This window comes from Pantoea phytostimulans (assembly GCF_046118715.1).
In the GTDB taxonomy this organism is placed as follows: domain Bacteria; phylum Pseudomonadota; class Gammaproteobacteria; order Enterobacterales; family Enterobacteriaceae; genus Pantoea; species Pantoea phytostimulans.
The window spans coordinates 1,685,428-1,704,941 of record NZ_CP173698.1; the positions used below are offsets into that span (position 1 = coordinate 1,685,428).

The window sequence follows — 19,514 nt, forward strand, 5'->3', positions numbered from 1 at the left end:
CGCCCATTAAGGGCGCAATAAACTTTTAATATTCCGCTTGTCGTCATTATCTTGCTGCTGATCAATCCACTCATTCAACCGCGACTTCGCTTCATTTTGTAGCCGATTACGAATGACATCATCAACAGGTAATGAATATTGCACATTGTCCCAGTGACCAAACATGCGCAGTGGAATGGTCTGCTCTGAGAGCGCAGTGACCAGTTTATCATCACCCGTCCAGCCGCTGAGTTTCAAGCCGAGCGTAATATCCAGCAGTTGTTGCTGAAGATTCACCTGCCCTTTGCCTTGCAGCGCAAGATGCGGGCCGCTGCCCGTTAGCTCGCTAAAGTCCAATTCGCCGCGATTAAGTACAACCTGACCCGCAATCTGTTTAATGCCCTGCCCATCCTTGTCTTCACTGCTTACACGATTACTGATACGTGCCACAGCGCGGCGTACCATTTGTTGCAGATTGATTTGTGCCAGGGTGAGATCGTTGGCGCTGATTGCCGCCCTGCCCTGCCAGTTTCTTTTCGCGGCCTCAACGGTCAGATCTTCACCCGAAAGTTGTCCGGACAAGCTCACCGTCCCTTGCAGCGATTCGGGTAATTCCAGCGCTTTAAGCAGCGGCTGAATGGCAACCTGCTGTAACTCTGGCTGCAGACTGACACGCGTTTCAGGCTGACGAATATCAACGGTTCCCGGCAGAGAGAAACTGCCCGACCCAAGCGCCCCTTTCAAGGTACTCACCGTCATCAGACCTTGCTGATTACTGGCATCAAGCTGTAAATCACTGAGCGCCAGACCACGCCAAACCGCACTCTTAGCCTGAAGCTTCAGTGCCAGATCCAGGGTGTTAAGCGGTGAATCGGCATTGTTTCTTTCTCGTGGCTCGGCAATCACAGGCGCGCGCGCAACCGTGGCGTGCTGAGCACCTTCAGCCTCATTCACGGGGGCATTCGCCATCAAATTATCTAAATTCAGAGCGGTAGCCTGAAGATTAAGCGCTAAACGCTGTGGCAGCGCCAGGCTTCCTTCGGCATTGCCGGTGAGTGCGCTGTCATTAGCTGTCAGCTGTAAATTAGCGACTGAAAATTGTTGGTTATCACCATTCCAGCTGCCCTCAAAGCTCAGCGAACCCTTTATTCCCTGTGGCGGGATATTGGCACCGGCAAGCGCGTAATCGAGCTGATCAACTTTTCCGCTCAGGCGATGTGGATATTGCGACGCATCCAGCTCACCTTTTAGGTTCACCGTTGCGCTGCGCTGATTACGCGTCACGCTGGTATTCAACGCAATCGTGGCCTGTTTATTGTCGTCTTGATCAAGGTTGAGATTAAAATTACGGAAGTTAAGTTCGTCGCCGCCCGCTTGCTGCCAAATGAGCAGGCTATCGGCGATTTGCAATTGACCGATATTAAATGACCAACCGTTAGATGAAGTGGAAGTCTGCGCATTACGCGGCCCTTGCGGCGCGTTTTGCGGCGCTTTTGCAGCGCTATCGGGCGTTACGCGTACCACGGCGTTTTTGAGCATCACCTGACTCACGCTCAGTTGATGCGACAGCAGTGGCCAGAGTTCCACGTCGAGCCGCATGTTTTCTGCTGAAACCACCGGCTGCGCCGCGCCAGGCGCGGTTAAACTCATGCGGCCGGCCAGAATGCTCATCTTCGGCCAGACGTGCCAACGCAAATCGCCTTGCAGTTCAAGGTGATAACCACTGCGTTGCTCAACCTGTTGCACCATATAGGCACGGAAGTCGTTGGGATTCACCAGTAATACTAATGCGGTCATTCCCGCTACGACCACCACTAACAAGATGGCCAGCGTGGTTATCACTCTTCTCATGACATCCTCAGTGAAATCAATCTTTGTCGATACGGCTGGCGTCAGCACCCTGCTGGCCACGGTATTTAGCATCTTCGCGGCGGTTATAAGGTCGCGCAGCGGGGCCGGAGAGCGGCTCGAAACTCAGTGCGCCAATCAGCATGCCGGGACGTAGCGCCAGCGGCAATTTACCGGAGTTATAAAACTCAAGCACGATGCGACCTTGCCAGCCAGGATCGATACGGTGTGCGGTCACGTGCACCATTAATCCGAGACGCGCCAGCGAAGAGCGGCCATCCAGCCAACCGACTAAATCGTCTGGAATAGTGACTGATTCCAGCGTGACCGCCAGCGCCAGTTCGCCAGGATGCAAGAAAAAGGCTTCCCCTTCCGGCAGCACAATTTCGTCGCTCATGACGCGATCCAGCGCCGCACTAACTTCCTGCTTTGGCCCACTCAGATCAATAAATGCCGCCGTGTGACCGCTAAAAGTACGGAACTGGTTGCCCAAACGCACGTCGACCGTGGCGCCATTAATACGCTCGACCGGTGGGCGCGGCGTAATCGCCAGCTTACCGTTATCAAGCCAGGCTTCGATGTCGCGGTCGCATAATCTCATTGACGTAACTCCATGACGTAAGTGTAGCGAACGGTTACTACAGCGCACCGTTCGCGTCACGTCCAGTTGGACGTGGGTTATTCGAAAAACTGATTGATTTTGGCTTTAAGGATATCAATCGCAATACGGTTTTTCCCGCCGCGCGGCACGATAATGTCGGCATACTGTTTGGACGGCTCAATGAATTGCAAAAACATTGGGCGCACCGTTTTCTGGTATTGGCTCATTACTGAATCCATCGATCGACCTCGTTCATTGACGTCACGTTTCATGCGGCGCATCAAACAGATATCGAGAGGTGTGTCGACAAAAATTGAGAAGTTAAGTTCCTGACGCAGACGCGAATCGGTCAGCAGCAAAATACCTTCCAGGATAATGACTTTTTTGGGTTTGAGATGAATAGATTCCTGGGTACGCGTGTGCTCAACGTAGCTGTAAACCGGCAGATGAATATCTTCTCCGGCTTTAACTGCACGCAAATGCTGCAGCAACAAATCATGGTCCATCGCACTCGGATGGTCATAATTTGTTTTAACCCTCTCTTCCATGGTGAGGTGACTTTGATCTTTGTAATAAGCATCTTCAGGAATGACCCCGATGTGCTCGTCACCAACCTGATCACGGATTTCACGATAGAGCGTGCTGGCAATTAAACTTTTACCGGATGCGGAAGCACCGGCAATGCCAACAATCACGCACTGATGAGACTTGTCAGTCATACTTTTAAAGACCTGATAACTGGAGCCAATGACTGTACACGGAATGCGCGCCCAGCCAGCGGGCCTAAATGGAGAGGGTGAGTTCGCGCTAAGTATAGGGATTTCGGCGTTTTGATGCCAGAGAAATGGCGCCAGAAGCTTTTCAGAATTTCCCCTTTGGAAGCTAATCATTTCATCGATAAACTAGCTACCCTCTCGATTTGAATTTAGCGGCGTTGGCGAAACGCTTTTTTCGCCGAATGATTGCGGAAATCATCGTGCCTGACTAATTCACAAGGAGTCGTATGCTCTGGAAGACCTTGACCTATTTTGGCGACAGTATGTTGCTGATCCCGACGGCGGTGATCATCGCACTGATTCTGCCCTGGAAAAGTGATAATCGCCGCACGGTGCTCTATTGGATCGTGGCGTTTGGTTTGGCTGGCTTGTTTGTTAGCCTGTCAAAAATTCTGTTTCTCGGCTTTGGTATTGGCAGTGCTCATTATAATTTCACCGGTTTCAGTGGTCATAGTGCCATGTCCGCCACCTTATGGCCCGTGATGTTGTGGCTGATTTCTGGCCGCTGGTCGAGTTTATGGCGTGGGTTTGCTCTCGGCGTGGGCTACCTGATTCCGCTGATGGTGGGGTTCTCGCGGCTGGTTATCCATGCACACTCAAAAAGCGAAGTCGTTACTGGTTTACTGCTGGGCTTTACCTTAAGCACGGCTTTCCTGATTTCTCAGCGCCGCACTGCCTTAAAAGGTTTTAGCTGGCCGCAGGTCAGCGTTGTGTTATTAGTCCCCCTGTTGCTGCTGGGACAGGGTCGCGTCGCTACAACGCAGCAGTTCCTTGAACGCTTTTCTGCGAATCTGGCAGGCTTAGAAAAACCGTTTTCCCGCGCCGATCTTTTCCGCCAATAATCAATGTGATGGCCTTTTTTTGATAAAAGGCCAGTCAATCCGCCGAATAACGCACAAAAGTGATTTCGCGACAGTATTCTTTGCTGAATGTGCTAGCATGCCCGAAAGAGAATAACAGGTGCATATTTCGCCACTGCGAAGCGGTGCACGCAGCTGGGTTTATGCATGACCATTGATATTTTGTCCTCGCAAAACAAAACACCAAACAGCGTCTTAAACGGATTGATGCTGGGCATCACCGCTTTTTTTCTCACGCTATTTTGCCTTGAGCTGATCATGGTGAGCGGCAAAATCTCCCCGCTGTGGTTCTCTACCGCATTAATGACGGTGGTGGTTTTTCGCTGTCCATCGCGTCAGGTTCCTTTATTATTGCTGTGTTGTGTCATTGGCACAGCTTTCGCTAACGCCTTGATTATTGGCCCCGCGTTTTCCAATTTGAAATTTGCTTTACTCAACTCAGTGCAAGCAGTGCTGGGTGGGATATTACTGCGTCTGCTGCTTGATCGCCGGGCACCGCTTAACACCTTGATTGACTGGGCACGGTTTATTTTTTCCGTTGGCATTGTTACACCGCTCATTGGCGGCGTATTAGCCATGTGGATGTTGCAGGTCAGTGGTAAGGCCTCGGTTCCCTTCTTTTATACTTGGGTCATTTCTGAAGTTATTGGCATGTTGGCACTTGGGCCAGTATTGCTGCTGTTTCCCTGGCCCCTAAAGCGCCGTAACTTTCAAGAACACCACTCAGTTGAATTGCTGATCACCTTGCTGGTGACGCTTACCGCCAGCTATCTGGCACTGCGTTTTCTGCCGTGGCCGTTCACCTTTATTGTGGTGATCCTGTTCTGGTGTGCGGTACGTTTATCGAAACTTGAAGCCTTCGTGCTGTTTTTCCTCAACGCCTGTTTTATCTCAATGCTGCTGGCATTTGACCTCGTTACAGTGGGTCGCGGTAGCAGCCAGTTCGATCAAATCAGCAGCTGGCTGCCGTTCTTGCTGGTGTTGATTCCTGGCCATGTCATGTCGCTGGTGATGGATGCGTTTCGTCGTGAAAAGAACCATATCAGTGAAAGCGAAACCCGTTTCCGTCATGCCATGGAATATTCCGCTATCGGCATGGCGTTGGTCTCACCGCAGGGTGTCTGGTTGCAGGTGAACCATTCGCTGTGCCAGACGTTGGGCTTTCCTGAAGATGAACTAAAGCGCCTGACGTTCCAGCAAATGACGCATCCCGACGATCTCAGTAACGATCTCATCCAGGTCGATAAACTGTTAAAAGGTGAGATCTATTCCTACACCCTGGAAAAACGCTATTTCCGCAAGGACAATGAAATTGTGTGGGCGCGCCTGACGGTTTCGCTGGTGCGTGATGCCGCCTATCAGCCGCTCTACTTCATTGCACAGATCATTGATATTTCTGAGCTCAAGCAGAGTGAACAAGTTAATCGTCGCCTGATGGAACGTATCACGTTGGCCAATGAAGCCGGCGGCATCGGCGTTTGGGAATGGAACTTACTGACCGGTGAAATGTTGTGGGACAAGCGGATGTATGCGCTGTTTGGCCTCGCACCTCACGAATCGCCGAGCTACGATTTATGGCTGCACTTGATGAACCCGGCCGATCGTGAACATGCTGCGCTAACTATCCAACAGGCCATTGAGAAACGCAGTGCATTCCAAATGGAATATCGCATCACTTTGCCTGACGGCGAACGCTGGCTGCGTACGCAAGCCAATCGCATCCTGAGCCAGGAAGGCCGCATTGAACGAATGCTGGGCATTTGTCAGGACATCACTTCGCTGCGCAATCTTAACGAAGCGCTGTTCCAGGAAAAGGAGCGTATGGCGATCACGCTAGATTCCATCGGCGAAGCGGTCATCAGCACCGATGAAGAGATGCGCGTTACCTTTATGAACCCGATTGCTGAGCAGATTAGTGGTTGGTCGCAAGAGGATGCCGCAGGCAAACCGCTGAGTGAACTGTTGCACATCACGCAGGGACGCCACGGTCCACAAATTGAAAATCTGCTGCTGTGCCATTTGCCAACTGAAAAAACCACACCCGATTTAGTGGAAGATTTGGTATTGCATACGCCAGCAGGTGAAAAAATGGATATCCATTACAGCATCACGCCGCTTAAATCTGAGGCAGGCGCAGAAATGGGCGCCGTGATGGTTATTCAGGATGTCAGTGAATCGCGCAAAGTCATGAAGCGTCTGAGTTACAGCGCCTTACACGACACCTTGACGCGTTTGCCCAATCGCGCCAGTTTCGAGCACCAGCTCAAACTCTTACTGATGGATGCGGCTGAGCATCAGCACCAGCATGTTCTGGTCTTTATCGATCTCGATAAGTTCAAAGCGGTCAATGACACCGCCGGACACGCCGCCGGCGATGCCCTGTTACGTGAGCTTTCAGAGTTAATGCAGCATCGTCTGCGCAGCAGTGATTTCCTTGCACGCCTTGGCGGCGATGAGTTTGCTCTGCTAATGCCAGAATGCCAGGTCGATCAGGCACGCGAAGTGGTGCAGCGTATCGTCAGCGCGGTGAATGACTACCGCTTTCAGTGGCTTGGGCGAGTTTATCAGGTCGGTGCCAGCGCCGGGTTAACACAGATTTCTGCTGAAAACTGCCACAGCAGCGAAGTGTTATCGCAAGCGGATATTGCCTGTTACAACGCCAAGCGCAGCGGTCGTGGGCGCTATGTTGTCTATGAACAACATCAGTTGCCGTTAGCGGGCAGCAATCAGCGACTCGATGCCACAACGCTCAACGACTTGCAGGTTGAGCTCTCTGCCTGGGCAATTGCCCCGCCGCAAACGCCTAAACTCACCTCATTCTGGCTACTGGACGTTCAGCTGTTCACTGCTGACGGCACGCTTATCGACGAATCGCTGTTACGCAATAATTTGCCGGATGAAGCGCTGCAGCGTCTGCTCGATAACAATATTGTTGAAGCCTTTTTCCGCCACGATATTAACGCACTGAATGACAACAACATCTCCGTGATTTTGCCGCTGAATACCAACGCGCTGCATGATGTTGAGTTCGTACAACGTCTCTGCAAACGTTTTAACGAAGCGGGTTTGTCATCCAGTCGCAGCGGTTTCGCGCTTAACGCGGCAAACGTAATAAACGGCAGCGATCGCCTTCAGGCTTCCCTACTCCAGTTACAGCAAAGCGGCTGTTGCATCATGCTTGAGCATTTTGGACGTAACCTTGACGCCTTCAATCAACTCACCGGCGACATGATCGATTGTTTGCTACTGGCTCCTGAACTGGTGGCTAACGTGCATACCAATTTGATGGACGAAATGCTGGTGTCGATTATTCAAAGCCAGGCCGAACAACGAAATATTGCGCTTTTGGCCGGTCCAGTTACCGTGCCTGCGGTATTAAATACCTTGGCCAGCCTGGATGTTCATGGCGTCTGGGGCAGCGCCATCGCCGAGCGTCAGCCATTGAGCAGCCTGGCGGCCAGCGTGGTTTTATCCCAGGACGATTGATCAGACAGTGTCTTGCCAGCTTCTTAAAGCTGCGCTAAAGTCGCCCCCTTTTTTCCGGCATGGGGGCGAGAATGTTCATAGGATTTGATTACGGCACGGCTAACTGTTCTATTGCGGTAAGCGAAAACGGCGCGCCGCGTCTGTTGACGCTGGAAAATGGTCAGCGCCTGCTGCCTTCAATGATCTGTGCACCAACGCGCGAATCCATTAGCGAATGGTTGTATCGCCATCATCAAGTCGCTACCCCTGACAGTGAAACCACCGCGTTATTGCAGCGTGCGCTGCGTTATAACCGCGAAGAGGACATCGATGTCCTGCCCGGCAGCGTGCAGTTTGGTCTTACCGCGCTGCAACACTATATGGTTGATCCTGAAGATGTGTGGTTCGTTAAATCGCCTAAATCATTTCTGGGTGCCAGCGGCCTGAAGCCACAGCAGATCGCGCTGTTTGAAGATCTGGTTTGCGCCATGATGCTGCATATTCGCCAGCAAGGTGAGAGCCAACTCGATCAGTCGATCGATCAAGCCGTCATTGGCCGTCCAATTAACTTTCAGGGCTTGGGCAGTGAAGACGCGAACCAACAGGCAGAAGGTATCTTGCTGCGTGCAGCGAAGCGCGCCGGTTTCCGTGATGTGGAATTTCAGTTCGAACCGGTAGCGGCAGGACTTGATTTTGAAGCAACGCTGGAAAAAGAGACACGCGTGCTGGTCGTTGATATCGGTGGTGGTACGACAGACTGCTCAATGCTGCTGATGGGGCCACAATGGCGTAATCAATCCGATCGCCGTGAAAGCTTGCTTGGTCACAGCGGTTGCCGCGTTGGCGGTAACGATCTCGATATTACTCTCGCGTTTAAAACCCTGATGCCGTTGCTCGGGCTCGGCGGTAATACCCAAAAAGGCACCGCCCTGCCCGCTTTGCCTTGGTGGAATGCAGTTGCGATCAATGACGTTCCCGCTCAGAGTGAGTTTTACTCGGCAGCCTGCGGTAAGTTGCTGCGCGATCTCGTCCGTGATGCCGAAAATGGCGATGTTGTCGCACGCCTGCTGAAAGTGTGGCAACAGAAACTCAGTTATCGTCTGGTGCGTGCCGCAGAAGAGAGCAAAATTGCGCTGTCAGATCGCATCGAAACTGACGCAGCGCTCGACTTTATTGCACCTTCTTTGCAGGCGGCAATCAGCGTAGAGATGCTGCGCGAGGCAATCAACCAGCCGCTAGAGAAAATCCTTGAGCAGGTTCATCTGGCGCTTGCTACCAGCAGCATTAAACCCGATGTTATCTATCTCACCGGCGGTAGCGCCCGTTCTCCTCTGCTGCGCGCCGCGTTGCAGCAAGCTTTACCGGATACGCCAATCGCTGGCGGCGATGATTTCGCCTCGGTTACAGCAGGATTAGCGAGATGGGCTGAAGTGATGTTTGCTTAGCATTTGCATACTCTACATAGCGAAGCGGCCCATTCAAGGGCCGCTTTTTTTTACTTTGGCTTGAGAGAGAAGCCAAAGTTAGCGCATCTGCTTGCGAAGCGAGCTCACCTCCCTGTGGAACCGCCCCGCTAACTTAACTGAAGCGCTCTGTTGCTCTCTTTATGCGTGACAGCACTGCTCGCCTTTATGCTATCCAATCAGAACGCGATATTCGCGCTAATCCCACCAATAAACGCATCCTTCACTTCGCTCACTGCACCCGGCGCGGTGACATATTGCAGGTTAGGACGCAGCGACATCCAGTTAGTGACTTTCGCGTTGTAATAGACTTCATAGTTGTATTCAGAACCCTCCTGAACCGGCAGATAGGTTGGGCTATCAAAATCGGTTTCGCCGTTAGCGCCATTCTGCTGACGCAGCGAGCGGGTGTAATCGCTGTTCACATGAATGCGTGCGGCACCGATACCAATCTCATCCTTAGGACGCGCATCAAACGGCCCCTTCCAGGTAAACGCGATAGATTGATAGTTGTCGGTTTTTGATGTTTTGTGGTCGTTCATTACCGCCTGAACGCGTACACCTATACCGCGATTAACGTCGCCATCCTGCGCCGTCAACTGTTGTTGCAACAACAGATAGCCGCCATAGGCGTGGTCTTTATCCTGATACGCACCGTTGCGCCAGCTGCCATACACATCACCGTTGGCTGATGAGTAATAACCGCCAAGACGATAATTACCTGGTAATTTTTGCGGGCCAAAGGTTGGCGTCCAGCCTAATTCTGCCGGCACCATATTGCCTTCAGAATTGCTGGTATCAAGGCGGAAACCATCACCGCGATCGTAGTTCGCTGCGTTCTGGTTATAGAAACCGACCTGGAAGAAGACCTCTGGCGTAATATTCAGCTTGATGCGGCCGCCCCATTGCGAAACCGGCCAGTTGAACCAGCGATCGCCACGCCAGTTCCCTGCCTGACCGCTACCGAGCGCCAGGTTCTGGAACAGATTGCCATCAAAGTTATCGAAATCTTCGCCCACAGTGACGCGACCCGCTTTGATATCCACCACATTATCGAACAAGCCTTTGCGCAGCCAGAATTGCGTCAGACGCCAGGTTTGGCCACGTCCATAGACCTCCTGCACGGAGGACAACATACCGGTGCGCTTGTCAGCAACCTGCTCTGACAGGTTTTGTCCGTCACGATTAGTGACTGTCATCTGGAATTCCGCATCCTGCCAGTTAAGCAGTTTTTCCAGGTCGAAATTGGTGCCAAACGACCATTGGTCGCTGTAGCGCATGGTGGTGTTGGTGTCAGCGCCGCCCGCTAAGTTTGCCGCGCTTTCCATGGTGTAATTAACATCGAATTTAATGCCATCGTTTTGCAGCTGCGTTCGGTAACCGCCCCAATCACCAAACATCCACTCTGAGTCAGAACTCAGCGCGTCGGCTGCCATCGCCGATCCGCTTAACATCGCGAACATTAAGGTGCCGGTCGCGACGCGACGCAGCGGAAAGCGTTGCACTGCTTTTTTACTTTTCATGAGAATTATTCTTATGTGAGTTACTGGGAAGGACTCACGGAGGATAGTGTTAAGAAAAGTTCAATAATTATAAAAAAGTGCGCACGATTCAGCAAAATAGCAGTGCGTTAGCACATTTGTGAATGAGATCGCTTATTGGTCATTCTATGCAGACATTTCGCATTTTTTATCACACGCGATGTTGATAAAAAGAATCGGGATGATGACGAATAAAAAGGGGCGCATCCGCCCCTGTTGCTCATTTTTGGCTGGCTGCTGCCAGTTGTTCAATTTCTGACTGCGTTAACTTCAGTTGCGTGGCACCCACCAAGTCATCCAGTTGCTTAAGCGATGTTGCACTCACAATCGGTGCTGTTATGCTCGGACGGGCAATTTGCCAGGCAAGCGCAACCTGAGTGGGCGAAACGTGATGCGCGCTGCTGATCTCATCCAGCGCCGCAAGAATTTTTAATCCACGAGGATTAAGGTATTTTTCTATCACGCTTTGTCCGCGCGCGCTTTTAGAGGCATCTGCGGCAATACGATATTTACCGCTCAGAAAGCCGCTGGCGAGTGAGTAATAGTTGATGACGCCTAAACCGTGCTCCGTCACTACTTTTTCCAGCTCTGCTTCATAACCTGCACGATCGTAAAGGTTGTACTCGGGTTGCAACGTTTCATAGCGGGCTAACCCTTCGCGTTCACTGATCTGTAATGCTTCCTGCAATCGCGCTGCACCATAGTTTGAAGCGCCAATGGCGCGTACTTTTCCTTCTTTGATCAATGAATCAAAGGCGGTCAGCGTCTCCGCTAACGGTGTCTCTTCATCATCCCGATGCGCCTGGTAAAGATCGATGTAATCGGTTTGCAGGCGACGTAACGACTCTTCCACGGCCTGGCGAATGTATTGCGGTTTCAGCCCTTTTTTATCAGGTGAAAGCTCCATGCCCACTTTGGTCGCCAGCACAATGCTGTCACGCTTGCCGCTTTTCTTCAGCCAGTTGCCAATAATCGTTTCCGATTCACCGCCTTTGTTACCAGGCACCCAACGTGAATAAACGTCGGCAGTATCAATAAACCCTAATCCTTTCTCCACCAGCGCATCCAACAACGAAAATGAGGTGTTCTGGTCAACGGTCCAGCCAAAGACATTGCCACCAAACGTTAATAACGGAACATTGATGCCGCTATTACCTAACTGCCGGGTTTCAACGTGACTCATGAGTTTCTCCTGTAAGCGAATCGAGACGGTATGTAATCAGCCTGTACCCTGGTTAATTCAAGTTGCAGGAAGGCGGCAAACGTGTGAATCCTCGCGAACTGACTTAAGTCAGTGTCCGGGGCAACGCGTGCCGTTAACGTTCATGCAGCTTGAAGTCTGAAGGGTATCGCAAAGAGAAATGAATCGTTAATGCCAATTCCAGATGGAATAGTGTCAGAAAATGAATACTTACCCTGACCTGACAGTTATCCTTATTTCCTTCAACTTCTGCCTGGCAGAGGCGATTACAATGATGTCGTTTGCAGGTTGCCCTTTTTTTCACCTGCCTGATGGGACTACGACACCGCTGGAGAGCAATTAAAACGATGAGCACCCGAAATCCTTTTACTAAAAAAAGCCTGATTGTGCTGGTGGTAATTGCCGCAGCAGCAGGCGCTTATTACTGGTGGCAACACCCAACGCAACCGAATACCGACACCCAGGCTGATGCGCAGCCGCAGCGTGGTAAAGGCGGAGCCAACGCTCGCCGTCCACTTGCACCGGTGCAAGCCGCAAGCGCGACGACGCAGAGCGTGCCGCAATTTATCAGCGGATTAGGGACAGTCACCGCAGCAAACACCGTTACGGTACGCAGTCGAGTGAATGGCGATTTAGTGGCTATTCATTTCACCGAAGGAGAGCAAATCAAAGCGGGCCAACTGCTTGCGGAAATTGATCCGCGGCCTTATCAGGTCGCCTTAACGCAGGCGCAAGGCCAGCTGGCGAAAGATCAGGCAACGCTCGCCAACGCCCGTCGCGATTTAGCGCGTTTTGAAAAGCTGGCGAAAACGTCGTTGGTTTCGCAGCAAGAACTCGATACACAGCGTTCGCTGGTGAATGAAACGTTGGGCACGCTGAAAGCCGACGAAGGCAGCGTGGCCAGTGCTCAACTTGACCTCACTTACAGCCGCATTACTTCACCCATTGACGGACGCGTTGGCTTGAAACAGGTCGATGTCGGCAACTATATCACCAGCGGTGATACCACTGGCATTGTCATCATTACGCAAACGCATCCGATTGATGTGGTCTTCAGCGTGGCGGAAAACAACATTAGCCAAATAGTAAACGCGCAAAAAAGCAGCGAGCCCTTGCTGGTTGAAGCCTGGGATCGCAGTAATCAAAACCTGATCACTACCGGTACGTTGTTGAGTCTGGACAACCAGATCGATGTCACCACCGGCACCATAAAAATCAAAGCGCGTTTTGATAACCAAGATGATCTGCTGTTTCCAAACCAATTCGTTAACGCACGCTTGAAGGTCAACACGTTACAAGATGCGATCGTGATCCCCACCGCTGCCCTGCAAATGGGCAACGAAGGTCATTTTGTCTGGGTAGTTAACAGTGAGAACAAGGTCAGCAAAAAAAGTGTGACCGCAGGATTACAGGACAGCCAGAAAGTGGTGATCACCGCCGGGCTAGATGCCGGTGAAAAAGTCGTCACCGACGGATTAGATCGCCTGACTGAAGGTGCGAAGGTAGAAGTCATTGCGCCGCAAAGCACCGCCGCGCGCAATAGCCGCGCAACCTTGCCGTCAAAAGGAGAGCGTGATTAATGCAGGTGCAGCCTCCTGAGTCCAGCGGTGGGCCGTCACGCCAGTTTATTCTGCGCCCGGTCGCCACCACACTGTTGATGATTGCCCTATTACTGGCGGGCGTGCTCGGCTACCGTTTTTTGCCGGTGTCGGCGCTGCCCGAAGTCGATTACCCGACAATTCAGGTAGTCACGCTTTATCCGGGTGCCAGCCCTGATGTGGTGACCTCTTCTATCACCGCTCCGCTCGAACGTCAGTTTGGTCAGATGTCCGGTCTGAAGCAGATGGCCTCGCAAAGCTCCGGCGGCGCATCGGTGGTTACGCTACAGTTTCAGCTTACGCTGCCGCTTGATGTGGCTGAGCAAGAAGTTCAGGCCGCGATTAACTCGGCGACCAATCTGTTGCCGAATGATCTGCCAAATCCACCGGTTTACAGCAAGGTCAATCCTGCCGATCCGCCGATTATGACGCTTGCCGTTACCACCAGCAGTATGCCGCTGACGCAAGTTCAGGACATGGTGGAAACGCGCATCGCGCAGAAAATTTCACAGGTTTCCGGCGTTGGCCTGGTCACGCTTTCGGGCGGACAGCGCCCGGCGGTGCGCGTAAAAATGAACGCACAGGCATTAGCGGCGCTGGGATTAACCAGCGAAACGGTGCGTAGCGCCATCAGCAACGCCAACGTCAACTCAGCCAAAGGCAGCCTCGACGGTCCGACTCGCTCAATCACGCTTTCTGCTAACGATCAGATGAAATCAGCAGAAGATTATCGCCAGTTGATTATCAGCTATACCAATGGTGCGCCGGTTCGATTAGGCGATGTCGCGACCATCGAACAAGGGGCAGAAAACAGCTGGCTGGGCGCGTGGGCAAATCGCGATCCGGCGATTGTGCTGAATGTGCAGCGTCAGCCGGGCGCGAATATCATCGCCACCGCCGACAACATTAACGCTATGCTGCCAGCGCTGACCGCCACTTTGCCCAAATCGGTTAGCGTCAAAGTACTGACCGATCGCACCACCAATATTCGCGCCTCGGTCAGCGATACGCAGCATGAGTTAATGCTGGCTATGGCGCTGGTCGTCATGATCATCTACCTGTTTCTGCGCAACATTCCTGCCACTATTATTCCTGCTGTGGCGGTGCCGCTGTCGCTGATTGGTACCTTTGCCGCGATGTATTTCCTCGACTTCTCGATCAACAACCTGACGCTGATGGCGCTAACCATTGCCACCGGTTTTGTGGTGGACGATGCGATTGTGGTGATCGAAAACATCTCGCGCTACATCGAAAAAGGGGAGAAACCGCTAACCGCCGCGCTTAAAGGCGCGGGGGAAATTGGTTTTACCATTATCTCGCTGACCTTATCGCTGATTGCAGTGCTGATCCCGCTGCTGTTTATGGGCGATGTGATTGGGCGTCTGTTTCGGGAGTTTGCGGTTACGCTGGCGATAGCGATTTTGATATCAGGGATTGTGTCACTGACGCTCACGCCGATGATGTGCGCACGCATGCTTAGCGCCGAATCGCTGCGTAAGCAGAACCGTTTTTCCCGCGCCAGCGAAGCGATGTTTGATCGCATCATTGCCGTTTACGGCCGGGGTCTGACGCGCGTGTTAAATCATCCCTGGCTGACGTTATCCGTTGCGCTCGGCACGCTGGCTTTAACCGTTTTGCTCTGGATTGCGATTCCAAAAGGCTTCTTCCCACAGCAGGACAACAGCATTATTCAGGGCACGTTGCAGGCGCCACAATCTGTCTCCTACGCCAATATGGCGGAACGCACTCGCGATGTGGCGTCCGTTATTATGAAAGATCCGGCGGTGCAGAGCCTGACCTCCTTTGTCGGCGTTGACGGCACCAACGCAGCTTTGAACAGCGCGCGTTTGCAGATCAACCTCAAACCGCTCAATCAGCGCGAAGATCGTATTCCCGAAGTACAGCAGCGACTGCAGCAGCAGGTGAGTCAGATTCCTGGCGTACAGCTGTGGTTGCAAGCGGTGCAAGATTTAACCATTGAAACACAGGCCAGCCGCACGCCTTATCAGTTCACGCTGCAATCGGGATCGCTGGAATCGTTAAGTACTTGGGTGCCCGCGTTATTAGCTGAATTGAATACCTTGCCGCAGCTGCGAGATGTCAGCAGCAACTGGCAGGATCAAGGACTGGAAGCCTACGTCAATGTCGACCGCGCCAGCGCCAGCCGGTTAGGCATCAGCATGGCCGATGTGGATAACGCGCTGTACAACGCCTTTGGTCAGCGGCTGATTTCAACCATCTATACGCAGGCCAATCAGTATCGGGTGGTGCTGGAGCAGGACAATCACGCCACGCCAGGGCTGCAAAGTCTGGATGCGATTCGTCTGGCCAGCAGTGAAGGCGGCAGCGTGCCGCTGAGCGCGATTGCCACGGTTGAGCAGCGTCATACGCCGCTTAGCATCAGCCATCTCGACCAGTTTCCCTCTGCCACCTTCTCGTTCAACATTGGCGAGGGTTATTCTCTGGAAGATGCCGTCAACGCCGTCACCCAAGCCGAAGCACAGCTTGGTATGCCTTCAGACGTAATGACGCAATTTCAGGGCAGCACGCTGGCCTTTGAAGCAGCGCTGAGCAGCACTGTTTGGCTGATCGTCGCCGCTATTGTCGCGATGTATATCGTGCTGGGCGTGTTGTACGAAAGCTTTATCCATCCGATTACCATTCTTTCAACTCTGCCAACCGCAGGCGTTGGCGCATTGCTGGCGCTGATGTTGAGTGGCAACGAGCTGGATGTTGTCGGCATTATCGGCATCATCTTGCTGATCGGGATAGTGAAGAAAAACGCCATCATGATGATCGACTTTGCGCTGGCCGCTGAACGAGAACAAGGCATGGCACCTTATGACGCCATATATCAGGCTTGTTTACTGCGCTTCCGCCCGATTTTAATGACCACGCTGGCAGCCTTGTTGGGCGCGTTGCCGCTGATGCTCAGTACCGGCGTTGGTGCTGAATTGCGTCATCCGCTTGGCATTGCGATGGTTGGCGGCTTGATCCTCAGCCAGATTCTGACGTTGTTTACCACGCCGGTAATCTATCTGCTGTTTGATCGTCTGGCTCATGCTACGCGCCGCCGTTTTCATCATTCGGAGGCGCAAGGGTGAAATTCTTTGCGTTGTTTATCCATCGGCCTGTCGCCACCACTTTATTGACGCTGGCGATTGCGCTGGCGGGCATCCTCGGCTTTCGCTTACTGCCGGTTGCCTCACTCCCACAGGTTGATTTTCCGGTCATTGTCGTTTCCGCCTCGCTGCCAGGCGCGGCGCCGGAAACCATGGCGTCATCCGTTGCAACACCGCTGGAGCGTTCACTGGGGCGTATTGCAGGCGTCAGCGAAATGACGTCCACCAGTTCACTGGGCAGCACGCGCATCATTTTGGTGTTTGATTTTGATCGTGACATCAACGGCGCGGCGCGCGATGTGCAGGCCGCCATTAATGCTGCGCAAAGCCTGTTGCCAACCGGCATGCCAAGCCGTCCAACTTATCGCAAAGCCAACCCTTCTGATGCGCCGATCATGATCCTGACGCTGACCTCAGATACCTATAATCCGGGCCAGCTCTATGATTACGCCTCAACGCAGCTGGCGCAAAAGCTGGCGCAAATTGAAGGCGTCGGCGATGTCACCGTCGGCGGCAGTTCGCTCCCTGCGGTACGCGTGGCGTTGAATCCACAAGCGCTGTTTAATCAGGGCGTTTCGCTGGATGCAGTACGTGAAGCGATCTCGAATGCCAACCAGCGCCGCCCGCAAGGTGCATTGGACGACCGCGAACAGCGTTGGCAGCTGCGCACTAATGACAAACTGCAAACGGCCAGTGAATATCAGCCGTTGGTGGTGCATTACAACAAGGGCGCAGCGGTAAAATTGTCGGATGTCGCCACCGTCGAAGACTCGGTGCAGGACGTGCGCAACGCCGGGATGTCGCGCGGTAAACCTGCGGTGCTGCTGGTGGTGCGAAAAACGCCAGAAGCCAACGTTATTGATACCGTGGATCACATCCGCGCGGAGCTGCCAGAACTGCATGAAGTGATCCCTGCCGCCATTGATTTGCAGGTGGCGCAGGATCGCTCACCAACCATTCGTGCGTCGCTGCATGAAGTTGAGCAATCGCTGGTGATTGCAGTGGTGCTGGTGATTTTGGTGGTGTTTGTTTTCTTGCGCTCAGGTCGCGCCACGCTGATCCCTGCGGCGGCGGTACCGGTTTCGCTGATCGGCACCTTTGCGGCGATGTATCTGTGCGGCTTCAGTCTGAATAACCTGTCGCTGATGGCGCTGACCATCGCTACTGGGTTTGTCGTGGATGACGCGATAGTGGTGCTGGAAAACATTTCGCGCCATGTTGAAGCTGGCATGAAGCCGCTGGCGGCGGCGCTGAAAGGCGTGCGGGAAGTGGGATTTACCGTGCTATCGATGAGCTTATCGCTGGTTGCCGTGTTCCTGCCATTGCTGATGATCGGCGGCCTGATTGGTCGCTTTTTTGCTGAATTCGCGATTACGCTTTCCGTGGCGATTGTCATTTCGTTATTCATCTCCGTCACCCTAACGCCAATGATGTGCGCCTATTTGCTCAAACCCCACGCGCCGCGTAGCCAACCGCGCCAGCGCGGTTTTGGTCGCATCTTGATGGCGATCCAGCAAGGTTATGGGCGTTCCCTAAATCTGGTGCTCAATCATGCCCGTTGGGTACTACTGCTCTTTTTTGGCACCATCGCGCTAACGGTTTGGCTGTTTATCAGCATTCCCAAAACCTTTATGCCCGAGCAGGATACCGGCCGTCTTTCTGGCTTTATCTCTGCCGACCAGAGTATTTCGTTTCAGGCGATGCGCAGCAAGCTGCAAGACTTTATGACCATCGTAGGGGCCGATCCGGCGGTGGAAAGCGTGGTCGGTTTTACTGGCGGTATGCGTACCAACAGCGGCTCAATGTTTATTTCGTTGAAGCCGCTGTCGGAGCGCAGCGAAAGCGCGCAGGAAGTAATTGCACGGCTGAGAATCAAACTGGCGAAAGAACCTGGCGCAAACCTCTATCTCAATGCGGTGCAGGATCTTCGGGTTGGTGGGCGTGAATCCAATGCCAGCTATCAATATTCGCTGCTGTCAGACGATCTCAACGACCTGCGAACCTGGGAACCGAAGATTCGCCAGGCCTTTGCTGCCCTGCCCGAGTTAGCTGACGTGAACTCCGATCAGCAAGACAAAGGCAGCGAAATGGCGCTGACTTATGACCGCGAAAGCATGGCGCGTTTGGGAATAAACGTTACCGATGCCAATAGCTTGTTGAATAACGCCTTTGGTCAACGACAGATTTCCACTATTTATCAGCCGCTCAACCAGTACAAAGTGGTGATGGAAGTGGATTCGCGCTACACCCAAGACATCAGCGCCCTGGACCAGATGTTCGTGATTAACAGCGAAGGCAAAGCGATTCCGCTGTCGTGGTTCGCCAAGTGGCAGCCGGCTAACGCACCGCTGTCGGTAAACCATGAAGGGTTATCGGCGGCATCCACCATTTCATTCAACCTGCCGGAAGGCATTTCGCTGTCGCAGGCGTCAGAAGCGATTGATCGTACTATGACGGCGATCAGCGTACCCAGCAGCGTGCGCGGCAGTTTTGCCGGCACCGCGCAAATCTTCCAACAGTCACAAAGCAGCCAGGTTTGGTTGATGTTGGCGGCGATTGCGGCGGTGTATATCGTGCTGGGCATTCTGTACGAAAGCTATGTCCATCCGCTGACGATCTTATCGACTTTGCCTTCAGCAGGCGTGGGCGCCTTGCTGGCGCTAAAGTTGTTCGATACGCCATTCAGTTTGATTGCGCTGATCGGAATTTTACTGCTGATTGGCATCGTCAAAAAGAATGCCATCATGATGGTGGACTTTGCCCTGGATGCGGAACGCAACGGCAATCTCAGCGCGCGTGACGCGATTTTCCAGGCGTGCCTGCTGCGTTTTCGCCCGATTCTGATGACCACACTGGCAGCGCTGTTTGGTGCACTGCCGTTGATGTTAACCAGCGGCGACGGCGCGGAGCTACGCCAACCGCTTGGTATCACTATTGCGGGCGGCCTGGTCATGAGCCAGCTGTTAACGCTTTACACCACGCCGGTGGTCTATTTAATGATGGATAAGTTGCGCCGTAAAAAACGACATCACGCCGTTAACGCTACACAAAATTAGGAGA

General features: G+C 53.0%; 11 protein-coding genes. 6 read left to right on the plus strand and 5 right to left on the minus strand.

The window, feature by feature from the left end; translation table 11 throughout:
* Positions 1 to 6: 6 nt before the first annotated feature.
* The 3 genes from asmA to udk form a co-directional block, all read right to left on the minus strand.
* Entirely contained in the window at positions 7 to 1,830 is a 1,824-nt protein-coding gene (gene asmA, locus ACF2G4_RS07935) for an outer membrane assembly protein AsmA (RefSeq protein WP_409075833.1), read from the minus strand.
* A 16-nt stretch (positions 1,831 to 1,846) separates the two neighbouring features.
* A complete protein-coding gene (dcd, locus tag ACF2G4_RS07940) occupies positions 1,847 to 2,428 on the minus strand; it encodes a dCTP deaminase (protein ID WP_243077575.1) in 582 nt (193 codons plus the stop codon).
* Between the two features lie 77 nt (positions 2,429 to 2,505).
* Positions 2,506 to 3,147 carry a uridine kinase gene (udk, locus tag ACF2G4_RS07945; RefSeq protein WP_243077574.1) on the minus strand — a complete coding sequence of 214 codons (642 nt, stop codon included), beginning with the start codon at positions 3,145 to 3,147 and terminating at the stop codon, positions 2,506 to 2,508.
* 284 nt (positions 3,148 to 3,431) lie between these two features.
* Between udk and ACF2G4_RS07950 the strand changes: the two genes are divergently transcribed.
* From ACF2G4_RS07950 to yegD, 3 genes are all read left to right on the plus strand, one after another.
* Positions 3,432 to 4,046: a phosphatase PAP2 family protein gene (locus ACF2G4_RS07950; RefSeq protein ID WP_215846246.1), complete on the plus strand. Its 615-nt coding sequence runs from the start codon at positions 3,432 to 3,434 to the stop codon at positions 4,044 to 4,046.
* 165 nt (positions 4,047 to 4,211) lie between these two features.
* Positions 4,212 to 7,550, plus strand: coding sequence for a diguanylate cyclase (locus ACF2G4_RS07955; RefSeq protein ID WP_332627183.1), 3,339 nt, complete (start codon positions 4,212 to 4,214; stop codon positions 7,548 to 7,550).
* A 71-nt stretch (positions 7,551 to 7,621) separates the two neighbouring features.
* A complete protein-coding gene (yegD, locus tag ACF2G4_RS07960; RefSeq protein WP_332627184.1) occupies positions 7,622 to 8,974 on the plus strand; it encodes a molecular chaperone in 1,353 nt (450 codons plus the stop codon).
* 197 nt (positions 8,975 to 9,171) lie between these two features.
* Here the strand turns inward: yegD and ACF2G4_RS07965 are convergent, their stop codons facing one another.
* Both ACF2G4_RS07965 and ACF2G4_RS07970 read right to left on the minus strand, forming a co-directional pair.
* Positions 9,172 to 10,515, minus strand: coding sequence for a carbohydrate porin (locus ACF2G4_RS07965; protein WP_215846242.1), 1,344 nt, complete (start codon positions 10,513 to 10,515; stop codon positions 9,172 to 9,174).
* 238 nt (positions 10,516 to 10,753) lie between these two features.
* Positions 10,754 to 11,716 (minus strand): aldo/keto reductase, encoded by a 963-nt coding sequence (locus ACF2G4_RS07970; protein WP_332627185.1) that lies wholly within the window; start codon positions 11,714 to 11,716, stop codon positions 10,754 to 10,756.
* A gap of 365 nt (positions 11,717 to 12,081) precedes the next feature.
* On the opposite strand from ACF2G4_RS07970, the gene ACF2G4_RS07975 reads away from it, so the two are divergent.
* The 3 genes from ACF2G4_RS07975 to mdtC are packed head-to-tail and all read left to right on the plus strand — an operon-like array spanning position 12,082 to position 19,510.
* Positions 12,082 to 13,314, plus strand: coding sequence for an MdtA/MuxA family multidrug efflux RND transporter periplasmic adaptor subunit (locus tag ACF2G4_RS07975; RefSeq protein ID WP_409075834.1), 1,233 nt, complete (start codon positions 12,082 to 12,084; stop codon positions 13,312 to 13,314).
* A complete protein-coding gene (locus ACF2G4_RS07980) occupies positions 13,314 to 16,436 on the plus strand; it encodes an MdtB/MuxB family multidrug efflux RND transporter permease subunit (protein WP_243077570.1) in 3,123 nt (1,040 codons plus the stop codon). The genes ACF2G4_RS07975 and ACF2G4_RS07980 overlap by 1 nt, the downstream gene beginning before the upstream one ends.
* Positions 16,433 to 19,510 carry a multidrug efflux RND transporter permease subunit MdtC gene (gene mdtC / locus ACF2G4_RS07985; RefSeq protein WP_409075835.1) on the plus strand — a complete coding sequence of 1,026 codons (3,078 nt, stop codon included), beginning with the start codon at positions 16,433 to 16,435 and terminating at the stop codon, positions 19,508 to 19,510. The genes ACF2G4_RS07980 and mdtC overlap by 4 nt, the downstream gene beginning before the upstream one ends.
* Positions 19,511 to 19,514: the final 4 nt, after the last annotated feature.